The following is a 12,601-nucleotide window of genomic DNA, read 5'->3' on the forward strand; positions in this document are numbered from 1 at the left end:
AGCAACCCTCACCAGAGGTGAGGATTCTCGACTATGATTTTACATTTTTTTACTTCAAGATTCCCAATTCCCTACCCACATCTGTAAATGCCTGTATGGCTTTATCTAGGTGCTCACGATCATGTACTGCAGATATCTGTACCCTAATTCGAGCCTGCTCTTTTGGTACCACCGGGTAGTAAAAGCCAATGACATATATCCCTCGTTCCAGAAGTTTGTCAGCCATCTGCTGCGAAAGCTTCGCATCATAGAGCATCACAGGTACGATCGGGTGTTCACCCGGTTTGATGTCAAAACCTGCAGCGGTCATTTGTTCTCTGAAGTATTTCGTGTTGTCCTCCAGTTTGTCCCGGAGCTCTGTGGTCTCGCTCAGCATATCGATCACTGCGATCGAGGCACCAACGATCGAAGGAGCTAATGTATTTGAGAACAAGTACGGACGTGAACGCTGACGTAGAATGTCAACAATCTCTTTTTTGGCTGCAGTAAATCCTCCGGATGCACCTCCAAGTGCCTTGCCCAGTGTTCCTGTGATAATATCTACCCGGTCCATGCAGTTTCTGTATTCGTGTACCCCACGCCCGGTCTTACCAATAAATCCAGTTGAGTGGCATTCATCAGTCATTACCAAGGCATCATATTTATCTGCCAGATCACAGATTTTGTCTAGTTGTGCAATCGTGCCATCCATGGAGAAAACACCATCGGTAACGATGATTTTCACCTCGGCACCAGAGGCTGCCTTCAACTGCTCCTCCAGGTCAGCCATGTCATTGTTTTTGTATCGGTATCGAGCAGCTTTACATAATCTAACCCCATCGATGATGGAAGCGTGGTTTAGTGAGTCTGAGATAATTGCATCCTCAGGGCCCAAAAGCGGCTCGAACACTCCGCCGTTTGCATCAAAAGCCGCAGCATAAAGGATGGTGTCTTCCATCCCCAAAAATTTAGAAATCTTTCTTTCGAGCTCCTTGTGAATGTCTTGTGTTCCGCAGATGAATCGTACGGAGGACATACCAAACCCATGGGAATCGATGGTCGTCTTAGCTGCTTCGATTACTTTGGGGTGCGAAGAAAGCCCCAGGTAGTTATTGGCGCAGAAGTTGATTACGTGTGAGCCATCTTCCAATGTGATGTCAGCTGCCTGAGGGGAAGCAATGATTCGCTCCCTCTTATAAAGTCCCGCTTCTTTAATCTCTTCGATTTCTTTCTCTAATCTAGGCTTCAGTGATTTGTACATGTCAGCTTGTTTTGGGTTTTAAAGGTTTTATTTTCGGTCGCATGGCTTTGGCTGCAGCCGGCTTTTTCACTTCCTGCTGCTCTTTTAGCTTGTAGCTTCTGCGTATATTGTTTATCAAGAAAAGCTTTTGTTGAGTGAAGCTGTTTGGGTGTACCTGATCAAAAATTCGTTTAAACTCATCATACTGATCGGGATCGCCCACTTTGAATTTATTCGGATCAATTTTTTTCTCTTTCAGGTAATCTGCAAACTCCATTGTAGCAAATTTAATGGAAGCGAGATTTCTAATGGCGTGTAAATTTGCCAATCCTAAATTTCAAAAAATCAACAATTACCCCAATGGATAAAATCCTGATTATTGGTGCATGTGGACAGTTGGGCACTGAGCTCACACTTAAGCTAAGAGAATTAAAAGGAGTAGAAAATGTGATCGCATCGGATTTATTAGACGATCCCGTAGATCTGCTCAAGGATGGTCCTTATGAAAAGCTAAACATCATGAATAAGGAATCTTTTGATATGATTCTTGAGAAGCATCAAATCAATCAGGTGTATCACCTGGCAGCTATCCTGTCCGCTAAGGGAGAGCAAAATCCTCATTTTGCCTGGCAGCTAAATATGGAAAGCTTGCTGACGGTGTTGGATGCAGGAAAGGATCGATTGAATAAAATTTACTGGCCAAGCTCCATAGCCGTTTTTGGTCCCGACACACCGAAAGAAAATACACCACAGAATACTGTAATGAGTCCGAACACCGTTTATGGTATTTCGAAATTAGCTGGAGAAAGATGGTGTGAGTACTATCACGAGAAATGTGGAGTGGATGTCAGAAGCCTGAGGTACCCAGGGTTGATTGGGTATAAAGCTATGCCCGGAGGGGGGACCACTGACTATGCGGTGGATATTTTCCATAAGGCGATTGCAGGAGAAAAATATGAATGTTTTTTGTCAGAAGACTCCATGCTGCCTATGATGTACATGGATGATGCAGTAAAAGCAACCATAGAATTGATGGAAACGGATGAAAAAAATGTAAAAGTCAGAAGCTCATATAATCTCGCCGCAATGAGCTTTACTCCGAAAGAAATTGCCCTGGAGATTAAGAAACATTATCCGGATTTTGAGATTACTTATCAGCCTGATTTTAGGCAAAAAATTGCCGATAGCTGGCCTGGAAGCATAGATGACAGTGCAGCCAGAAACAATTGGGGCTGGCAGCACCAATACGGTTTAAAGGAGTTGGTAGAGACGATGATCACCAATTTGAAAGACACAATTGTTTTTGATTAAGGCAATTTTCCTTTTTCTTTCCGTCACGAAAAATCGATCAACCAAATGGAATCATACGAAAATCTGGCACTGGACCTAGTTGATGGCATTCTCACCATTACCATCAACAGAGAGAGTAAAATGAATGCACTTAACAGGGCTACCATGCTCGAATTGAAAGATGCGTTTCAATATGTGCAGGACAACCCAAGAGACATCCGAGGGGTTATTTTGACCGGAGCTGGAGACAAGGCTTTTGTAGCCGGGGCTGATATCAGTGAGTTTACTGGTTTGAGTGAAATGCACGCACGGAAGTTTGCAGAGGAAGGGCAGGAGATTTTCCAGGAAATCGAAAACTGTCATACCCCTGTGATTGCAGTAGTCAATGGTTTTGCGCTGGGTGGAGGCTGTGAACTTGCGATGGCTGCTCACATGCGGATAGCTGTTTCATCTGCCAAATTTGGTCAGCCTGAAGTGAATTTAGGGTTGATTCCAGGATATGGAGGCACCCAGCGATTGACGCAATTGATTGGCAAAGGCCGGGCGTTTGAATTTCTGATGAGCGCAGATATGATCTCAGCAGAAAGAGCCGAACAGATGGGGTTGGCCAATTATGTTGAAATAGATAAAGAGTCAGCACACGCGAAAGCAGTTGAGATTTTATCAAAAATTGCTTCCAAAGCACCACTTGCTATTGGATTGGTGATTGATTCCGTAAATGCCTACTTCGAGACAGGAGTAGAAGGATACCAGACAGAGGCTAACGCCTTTGCAGGGTGCTTTGGTACAGAAGATTTCAAAGAAGGAGTCACTGCTTTCCTCGAAAAGCGTAAAGCCAATTTTAAAGGGGAATAGTCCTTGTCGATACTTAGGAAGTTAGCTAGTCAAACGGCGATCTATGGGCTGAGTAGTGTACTCGGCAGGATGCTCAATTACCTGCTTGTACCACTTTATACTTCTGTGTTTGTTCCTGCGGAATACGGGATAGTCACAGAGCTTTATGCATACGTAGCATTTCTTAATATCCTTTATATCTATGGACTGGAAACAGCCTATTTCCGATTTTCCTCACAGGAAAAAGGATATAATTACTTCAACCTCGCTTTTACCAGCATTCTTATTTCATCGCTCTTGTTTTCAGGATCGCTCTGGGTCTTTTCTGATACGATTGCATCAACTCTTCAATACCCCAACAAAGCACACTTTATTGAGTGGCTGGCAGCCATATTGGCGATAGACGCTATAGTAGCCATACCTTTTGCTCGTCTGAGACAGGATGGGAAAGCAACACGGTTTGCAGTTTTCAAACTTTCGAATATTGGGATTAATATCCTGCTCAACCTGTTTTTCATTCTAATATGTCCAATGATTTTGGAGGACGATCCAGAGAGTTTGATTAAAACCATTTATAATCCTGAGATAGGGGTTGGATATGTGTTTTTATCTAACCTGATCGCCAATGGACTTTACCTGCTATTCTTTTTACCGGAATGGCTAAAGGTCAGAATCACTTTCAATGCTACAGAGTGGAAGCGCATGATGAAATATGCCTGGCCGGTATTGATCATCGGATTTGCAGGGGTAACGAATGAAATGCTGAGTCGCGCGATTTTGAAATATCGACTACCCGAGGACTTTTATGATGGATATACCAATCTGGAAATTCTTGGGATCTTTGGAGCCTGCTATAAGCTGGCGGTGTTCATGACACTAGCTGTGCAGGCTTTCAGATATGCGTTTGAGCCCTTCTTTTTTGCACAGGCCAAAGAGAAAAATTCAACTCAGGTTTTTAGTCAGGTGATGACCTGGTTTGTGCTGTTTACTTCATTTAGCTGGCTTTTATTATGCGTATTTATGCCATACTATGCACCCATCTTTTTGAGGCAGGAAAGTTATCTAATGGCTCTTGATGCAGTGCCTTTATTGTTAGGTGGAGGGCTATTTCTCGGTGTTTTTTACAACCTATCACTTTGGTATAAACTCACAGATAATACCCTATATGGAGCTTATATCAGCTTGATTGGTGCCTTTGCTACATTCATCCTGAATTGGTCACTAATTCCTGTTTTGGGATACATGGGCAGTGCGATAGCCACTTTCGCATCCTACCTTCTGATGGTGATTGTTTCTTATTTCTGGGGAATGAGGCATTATCCTGTTCCCTATCAGGTATTAAAGACCATAGGATACATTCTTTTCGCCGGGGTTGGAATTGTTATAGATGGACTAACTGAACAATCATTTTTTAAGTCCGTTTTGATCGTATTAATCTTCCTAACTTTGCCGATCATTTTAGAACGAAAAGCATTTCAGCGACTTAAAGCTAACTAGCTAAATATCAATACGCTTTTATGAACTTAATAATCCCGATGGCCGGGAAGGGAAAGCGCCTGAGGCCACACACATTAACTACTCCGAAACCTTTAATCCCTATTGCAGGAAAACCGATTGTTCAACGTTTGGTCGAAGATATCGCCAAGGTTACACCTGAGAAGATTGAGAAAATAGGTTTCGTGATCGGTGATTTTGATGAGGAGATCAAAGATAAATTGAGAGGTATCGCGAAAGAAGTAGGCGCAACGGCTCACTTTTTTGTGCAGGAGACGGCAGAGGGAACCGCTCATGCCATTGCGTGCGCGAATGATATTCTAGAAGGAAAGGTAACTGTGGCTTTTTCTGATACCTTGTTTAGGGCAAATTTCAAGCTGAATCCGGAAGATGACGGCATCATCTGGACTAAGCAAATTGAAGACCCAAGTGCTTTTGGTGTGGTAAAAACCAATGAATCAGGGGTCATTACGGATTTCATTGAAAAACCAAAAGATTTTGTGTCGGATCAGGCGATTATAGGAATCTATTATTTCAAACACGGTGAAGATCTCAGAGAAGAGATTAATTATCTGATTAAGAATAATATTCGAGGAGGTGGGGAATTTCAGCTGACCATGGCTCTAGAGAACCTGAAAAATAAGGGCACCAATTTTACCATTGGTACAGTGAATGATTGGCTGGATTGCGGGAATAAAGAAATCACCGTGCAATCAAATTCGCAGTATCTGGGTTTTTTGAATGGCGAAGACCTGATCTCGAATGATGCAAGATTGGAGAATTGTGAAGTGATAGAGCCGGTGTATGTTGGGGAAGGAACGGAGATTTCGAACTCCACGATTGGGCCAAACGTTTCTATTGGAAATAATTGCAAAATCAGCAACTCCAGACTGAGTGAATCACTCATTCAAAATAACACGACGCTGGAGGACGTTGATTTAATTAACTCTATGATTGGAAACTTCGTTAACTTGAAAGGTCAACCAAAATCAGTGAGTTTGGGTGACTACAGCGAATGGTAAGGCAGATGCGAACACTTCTTTTTTCAGTAATCTTATTGATCACAATACCTTCTTTTTCTCAAAAAGGGAAAAAGGAAGTTGTTATTCCTCAGACACAGGAGGATTCATTGAAACTGGAAGGTGTTCTTGTAGAGGCAGAAAAGCAGTTGATTCTGGAAAATTATGCCAAGGCACTGGAAAACTTCCACGTGGCACTTGATATGAATACTGAGAGTGCCGCTATTCATTTTAAAATTGCAGAAGTGCTGGCTAAAAGCGACGAGGGCCAAAAGGCACTTCCTTTTGGTCTAAAGGCAATTGAACTTGCACCGAATAACAAATACTACAGACTGGGCTTGGCTCGAATCTATCAGACGATTGGTTTTTATATCGATGCAGCAAAAACGTATGAAGAGTTAGTAGCACGATTTCCTTCGGAAGAAAACGCACTTTACGAACTGGCGGAATTATATCAGTTGACAGGACGGAGAGAAGACATGTTCCGAATCTTTGATCAGATTGAAGATCAACTAGGAGTGAAAGAGGAAATCACCCGCGAAAAGCAACGCATTTACATGAAGGAGGGCAAAGTGGATGAAGTCATTGCTGAATATGAAAAGTTGATAGCCTCATACCCGCATGAGTCCTCCTACAAAGCGGAGCTCATCAATTTTTTGATCCAAAACAGAAAGCTGGATCACGCAGATAAAGCAATTGCCAACTACGAGGAAACAGAATCTACTTCATCAAGAATCACGCTGATGAAAAGTGAATTGGCCTGGATGAAGGGAAAACGAAAGGAATCCTTAGAACTACTCAGCTCAGCTTTTGAAACTACATCTATTGACTTTCAATCGAAGTTTCAGATTCTTTCCAACTATCTGGTGATGAACCCCTCACCAGAGGAAAAGAGCAAGTTGACTGAAATAGCGGTTTCGTTGGCTGATAAACATACCGATGAATTTAAAGCGCAAGCGTTTGTAGGTGATTTGCTATATCAGGATGGACAAAGCGAGGAGGCAATCAACTATTACTTAAAGGCTATTGGTTTGAGCCCGGCTAATTATTCGGTTTGGCAAAACATACTAAATATTGAGGCTGACCTAAACCAATACGATAGTCTTGTCAAACATGCAGAGCAGGCGTTGGAGTATTTTCCGAATCAGGCATTGCTATATTATTTCGCCGGAACAGGGCATTTGATCAATCAGGATTACAAAAAATCGGTCCGCATGCTGGAGCAAGGTAGGAAATACACAGTGGATCCAAACTTACTTACTGTTTTTTACGGACAGCTTGGGGATGCATATAATGGCATGAGAGAGCTTGATAAATCTTTTCGTGCCTACGATAAAGCGCTGGAGAACAGTCCAAACAATGATCATGTGCTAAACAACTACAGCTATTTTCTCTCATTGGAAAATAAGAATTTGGACAAAGCACTGGAAATGTCAACCCAGCTGGTAGAGCAACACCCGAATAACCCAACTTATTTGGATACACACGGTTGGGTATTATATAGCGTTGGAAAATACAAAGAATCAAAGAAATTTCTTGAAAGGGCCGCTTCCATGGAAGAAGATGGCACAGTCATTGAACATTACGGGGATGTATTGTTTCAACTAGGAGATGTGGATGAAGCCATTAAACAGTGGGAAAGAGCCAGGGACCTGGGCAATGCCTCAGAGTTAATAAAAAAGAAAATTGCAGATCGAAAGCTTTATGAATAAGCTGTTTTTAATGTGTTTAGTTTGCATGGCAGTGCTCACCTCCTGCAACAGAAAAATTGGAGCCATCTTCGGGAAGAAGAAAGACAAACTGGAAGTAGTAGATCCTGAATTTGACTATTTCTCAGCAAGGGCAAAATTCAAATTTGATGATGGAAAAAAAGATGTATCTGCTACCGCCAATTTTAGGATAAAAAAGGATTCTGTTATTTGGCTTTCGATTTCACCAGGACTAGGCATAGAAGTAGCAAGAGTCCTCATTGATACGGATAATGTGTATGTGCTTGATAAAATGAACAAACATTATTACGAGTATACATTCAAAGAGCTCTCCAAAAAATTCGATTTCGACTTTAACTTTCAGATGATTCAGTCTGTGATTCTTGGCAATCTTGTAGAGCCTTACAAAAAGCAGCGAGTTGAAAAAACGGATAGCTATTTTTCGTATACCGCATCCAAGGGCGTTTATCTTTTTCATAATTTCATTGGTGCCAAGAGTATGAAATTGGAGAAAGTTCAGGTGTATGATGAGGGTACAAGAAACACGATTTCAGTAAATTACAGCGATTTTATCTTGGTAGACGGGGAGATTTTCCCAAATGAGATCTCGGCAGTTATTGATTATGAAGCTGAAACAAAACCCAATACGGAGATTAGAATTTCTTACAACAAAATGGTCATTGAAGACACTCCACTCAGCTTTCCATATGCTGTTCCTAGCAAGTATGAAAAGAAATAATTTCTTTGTCTTAGTTTTTTTGATGGTTTTGATTCTTCCTTCTGTGGAACTATCGGCACAGAAAACCAAAAGCCAATTAGAGCAGGAAAAGAAGGAAAATCTCAGAAGAATTGCTGAAGCTGAGCGAATCTTAAATGAAACTGCCAGTGAGAAAAAGGCCACTCTTGGTCAATTACAGGCACTGAATCAGCAAATAAACGCAAGAGAGTCTTTGATTCGGTCCATTGGTTCAGAAATTCGAATTCTTGATGGTGAAATCAGTGATCTTCGAATTGTGGTTTCGTCGCTTCAAAATGACTTAAAACACCTTAAAGATGAATATGCCGAACAGATTTATTCGTCCTACAAGGCAAACAGAGGGAATAGCCGTCTAATGTTTCTTTTTTCCTCCAAAGACTTTAACCAGTTGATCCAACGGCTCAAATACCTGGAGCAATATGCAGATGCTCGTCGGTTGCAAGCAGAACAGATTGAGGTGGTGACCAAAGAGCTGAATGATCAGCGAAGTAAAGTGGAGGCAAAGAGAGCTGAACAACAAACCTTACTAAATCAACAAGTCAGAGAAAGTAGAAAATTGGCAAGATCCAAGAAAAAGCAATCGGAATTGGTAGCCCAACTAACCAAAAAGGAACGTCAATTAAGAAAAGAAGTAGAAGATAGAAAGGCGGCTAACAGAAGATTAAACACATTAATCGCAAAAATCATTGAGGATGAGGTCAAAAAATCATCCACTGCATCTTCTGCGGTTGCTGCCAGTGAGGCAGAACTGACACGATTGTTTGAATCCAGAAAAAATGCATTAGAGTGGCCTGTTCACGGATTCATCACCTCCCCATTTGGTAAACAACAGCATCCGGTACTGAAAAGAGTAACCATCATCAATGATGGAGTAGACATTCAAACAGAAAAGGGAAGCAAAGTAAAAGCTGTGTTTGATGGTCAGGTGACAATGATAGCACCAGTTGCTGGAAAAAATAACATTGTAATGATCCGTCATGGTGACTATATCACCATCTATGCCCGACTCAAGACAGTAAATGTAAAGAGCGGCCAACGTGTTAAGGCCAATGATATCATCGGTGAGGTTTTTACAGATAAAGACGGAAAGTCCGAACTGGAATTTCAGATATATAAAGGAACCACTAAGCTTAACCCTGAAAACTGGTTAGCAATGAAATAAAATAATTGTCTGAATATTTCTGAAAGCTCCTTCGTTTAATACTTATCTTTGTAGTCTAAATTTTAAAAGCGATGCATACATCAATATTATTTGCAATGCCAGGGTGGACAGAGATGATCATCATCGCTCTGTTTATTATCATCTTTTTCGGAGCGAAAAAAATACCGGAAATAGCACGAGGCATGGGAAAAGGGATCAGGGAGTTTAAGGATGCCACGAAAGAAATCAAGAACGAAATAAACGAAGGTTCTAACGAGGATAAAAAGGCCTAAACCTTGAGGACTTTTAAATCTCTCTCTGAAATTCAATCGGAGATCCAGACAGGGAAACTCACAGTATCCCAATTGGCAGAATATCACCTCAAACAGATAGAAGAAAACAACGGAAGGCTCAACGCCTTCCTTTCTGTTTATGGTAAGGAAGCTCTCGAGCAAGCGGCCATTGTTGACAAAAAGGTTAAAGAGGGCACTGCGGGGAAGCTTGCAGGCATGATCATCGGAATCAAAGATGTGTTTGCCTATGAAGGACATCCATTGCAGTGTGCCAGTGAAATCCTAAATGGTTTTGAATCTCAATACACAGCAACGTGCATTCAGCGACTAATTGAGGAAGATGCGATCATTATCGGTCATCAGAACTGCGATGAATTTGCGATGGGATCATCCAATGAGAATTCCGCTTTTGGGGCTGTAAAAAACCCTATTGATGAGACACGGGTACCTGGAGGTTCTTCAGGAGGATCAGCAGTAGCAGTAGCAGCCAACATGTGCCAGGTTTCCATTGGTTCAGATACAGGAGGATCCGTTCGTCAGCCAGCAGCTTTGTGCGGAGTAATCGGACTCAAACCTACCTATTCACGAATTTCCAGGTATGGCCTGGCTGCTTATTCAAGTTCATTTGATACGATTGGAATCCTTTCTAAAAGCATAGAAGACGCTGCTTTGGCGCTGGAAGTCATGGCTGGTCACGATGAATACGATAGTACGGTTTCTCAAACCAAGGTTCCGGATTATTCTTCTTTCGCTACTGGTCGAAAATTCAAAATTGCCTATTTGAGCGAAACCTTGGATCATCAGGGCTTGGATAAGGAAATAAAAGAAAGAATCTTCCATTTGGTGGATGAACTGAAAAAAAATGGTCACCAGGTGGAAGAAGGGCACATTTCGATGCTGGAGTATAATCTTCCTACATACTATGTGCTAACGGCTGCCGAGGCGAGTTCAAACCTTTCTCGATATGATGGCGTTCGGTTTGGTAAGCGGGCCGAGAGCGAAAATCTGGAGCAGATGTATAAGGTATCTAGATCCGAAGGTTTTGGTGAGGAGGTAAAACGCCGGATTATGACAGGAACATTTGTCTTGAGTGCAAGCTATTGCGATGCATATTACACGAAAGCTCAAAAAGTGCGTAGAATGATCATGGAAGAGACAAATAAATTGCTTGCGCAATACGATTTCATCCTATCCCCTACTACTCCCACCACAGCTTTTAAGATTGGTGAATTAAAGGATGACCCGCTACAGATGTACCTGGAGGATTTATTTACGGTTCAGGCTAATGTTGCCGGAATTCCGGCAATATCTATTCCATATGGCGTTGACAATCAAGGACTGCCAATAGGCGTTCAATTAATGACCAGGCATTTTAATGAGAAAGATTTGCTTGATATTTCAAATCAAATCATTACTTTCAAAGATCAAAATAGATAGGATATGACACGAAAATGGTTCCTTTTGGGGCTTTTGTTCATTTCATTCGGGGGGAAAGGACAAGAATTTGAGCTCACAGAAGTAATTCCGGACAATACATACGATGAGATCGCGGATCGTATTTCCTGTATGGAAGGCGAGGTGCCGCTGGTATTCAATGAACGTGTAATGGCCTTTATTGACTATTTCGCAATTAAGGACAGAGAATACACAGAAGATATCATCAGAAAAAAAGAACTTTATTTTCCACTTTTTTCACAAACGCTGGCAAGACATAACATGCCGGATGAGCTGAAATACCTTGCGATTGTAGAGTCAGGATTGCGTCCAAATGCAATTTCCAGGGCCAACGCAGTTGGATTATGGCAGTTCATATCCTCTACGGGTAAAATGTATGGATTGCATAGCAACTGGTATGTGGATGACCGCATGGATCCTGAAGAAGCAACGGATGCAGCAGCAAGACATCTTAGGGATTTGTATAATATGTTTGATAGCTGGGAGCTGGCACTAGCGGCCTATAATTGTGGGCCTGGGAATGTAAGAAAGGCGATCCGTAGAAGCGGATACAAAAGAGATTTCTGGGACATCTACCGATATCTTCCGAGGGAGACCCGCTCCTATGTTCCTCAGTTTGTGGCTATTACCTATCTCTTCAATCACCTGGAAGAGCATGGTTTCGACCCTCAACCGGAGCTTTTCTATCCCGAAATGGATACGATCATGATTTCACAGTATTTCCATGTGGAAACCTTTTGTAATCAACTGGACCTCTGTCTTGATGACATGCTCATGTGGAATCCACAAATAAAGCGGGGAGCGTTACCTGAAGGCACAAAGAATTTTGCGTTACGTGTACCAACCGAGTGGAAAGAGGAAATTGTGGCCAACAGAGCTCACTTATATGACACGGCTTCAAAAGTGGGTAAAGAACATCTTGATTATTTAGCCAGAAACACGCCAGGGAGTACTTACGGTCGTGAACGCTTATACTACAGGGTGCGAAGTGGAGATGTACTTGGCACGATCGCCCAACGATATGGTGTTCGGGTTTCTGACATTAGAAAATGGAATCGTATTAGTGGAAACCTCATTCGTGTTGGCCAAAGATTGAGCATATGGGTATTACCAACTTATAACTCAACAACTAAAAATCTTTATACGGCCTCAAATAGCACATCAAAACCCGTATCCACACCTCCGATTACAGGTTCAGGAAAGCTATACACAGTGAAATATGGTGATTCGCTGTGGAGTATTAGCAGAAGCAATAATACAAGCATTGAAAAGCTGAAACAAGCGAATAAGCTTAGTTCAAACACGATCAAACCGGGTCAGTCTTTAGTGATTCCAAATTAATCGTTGATCTTTTTGCATAAAAGTCTAAGTTTGGGATTGGTCGGAATAG

At 41.9% G+C, this 12,601-nt stretch carries 12 protein-coding genes; 10 read left to right on the forward strand and 2 right to left on the reverse strand.

All coding sequences use genetic code 11. From position 1 onward, the window contains the following. Positions 1–49: 49 nt before the first annotated feature. Positions 50–1,240 carry a glycine C-acetyltransferase gene (gene kbl / locus ACP14Y_RS11670; RefSeq protein WP_424963139.1) on the reverse strand — a complete coding sequence of 397 codons (1,191 nt, stop codon included), beginning with the start codon at positions 1,238–1,240 and terminating at the stop codon, positions 50–52. Position 1,241: 1 nt separating this feature from the next. Beyond that, positions 1,242–1,547 (reverse strand): hypothetical protein, encoded by a 306-nt coding sequence (locus ACP14Y_RS11675; RefSeq protein ID WP_424963140.1) that lies wholly within the window; start codon positions 1,545–1,547, stop codon positions 1,242–1,244. Between the two features lie 32 nt (positions 1,548–1,579). Here ACP14Y_RS11675 and ACP14Y_RS11680 point away from each other — a divergent pair, with 32 nt between their 5' ends. From ACP14Y_RS11680 to ACP14Y_RS11725, 10 genes are all read left to right on the forward strand, one after another. Beyond that, positions 1,580–2,530 (forward strand): NAD-dependent epimerase/dehydratase family protein, encoded by a 951-nt coding sequence (locus tag ACP14Y_RS11680; RefSeq protein WP_424963141.1) that lies wholly within the window; start codon positions 1,580–1,582, stop codon positions 2,528–2,530. Between the two features lie 45 nt (positions 2,531–2,575). Then, a complete protein-coding gene (locus ACP14Y_RS11685) occupies positions 2,576–3,364 on the forward strand; it encodes an enoyl-CoA hydratase/isomerase family protein (RefSeq protein ID WP_424963142.1) in 789 nt (262 codons plus the stop codon). A 3-nt stretch (positions 3,365–3,367) separates the two neighbouring features. Next, complete coding sequence (locus ACP14Y_RS11690) at positions 3,368–4,840, forward strand: polysaccharide biosynthesis C-terminal domain-containing protein (RefSeq protein WP_424963143.1); 1,473 nt, start codon at positions 3,368–3,370, stop codon at positions 4,838–4,840. Between the two features lie 20 nt (positions 4,841–4,860). Beyond that, positions 4,861–5,859: a sugar phosphate nucleotidyltransferase gene (locus ACP14Y_RS11695; RefSeq protein WP_424963144.1), complete on the forward strand. Its 999-nt coding sequence runs from the start codon at positions 4,861–4,863 to the stop codon at positions 5,857–5,859. Between the two features lie 5 nt (positions 5,860–5,864). Continuing rightward, entirely contained in the window at positions 5,865–7,568 is a 1,704-nt protein-coding gene (locus ACP14Y_RS11700) for a tetratricopeptide repeat protein (protein WP_424963145.1), read from the forward strand. 25 nt (positions 7,569–7,593) lie between these two features. Then, the gene (locus ACP14Y_RS11705) at positions 7,594–8,304 is read left to right on the forward strand and encodes a DUF4292 domain-containing protein (RefSeq protein WP_424963146.1); all 711 of its coding nucleotides are present in this window, start codon (positions 7,594–7,596) and stop codon (positions 8,302–8,304) included. Next, positions 8,291–9,484, forward strand: coding sequence for a murein hydrolase activator EnvC family protein (locus ACP14Y_RS11710; protein ID WP_424963147.1), 1,194 nt, complete (start codon positions 8,291–8,293; stop codon positions 9,482–9,484). The genes ACP14Y_RS11705 and ACP14Y_RS11710 overlap by 14 nt, the downstream gene beginning before the upstream one ends. Before the next feature lie 71 nt (positions 9,485–9,555). Next, positions 9,556–9,756, forward strand: a complete 201-nt coding sequence (locus ACP14Y_RS11715) for a Sec-independent protein translocase subunit TatA/TatB (protein WP_424963148.1) — start codon at positions 9,556–9,558, stop codon at positions 9,754–9,756. Positions 9,757–9,759: 3 nt separating this feature from the next. Beyond that, positions 9,760–11,193, forward strand: coding sequence for an Asp-tRNA(Asn)/Glu-tRNA(Gln) amidotransferase subunit GatA (gatA, locus tag ACP14Y_RS11720; protein ID WP_424963149.1), 1,434 nt, complete (start codon positions 9,760–9,762; stop codon positions 11,191–11,193). 3 nt (positions 11,194–11,196) lie between these two features. Further along, a complete protein-coding gene (locus ACP14Y_RS11725) occupies positions 11,197–12,552 on the forward strand; it encodes a LysM peptidoglycan-binding domain-containing protein (protein ID WP_424963150.1) in 1,356 nt (451 codons plus the stop codon). Positions 12,553–12,601 lie beyond the last annotated feature (49 nt).

The organism is Ekhidna sp. (genome assembly GCF_965247405.1).
Classification (GTDB): domain Bacteria; phylum Bacteroidota; class Bacteroidia; order Cytophagales; family Cyclobacteriaceae; genus Ekhidna.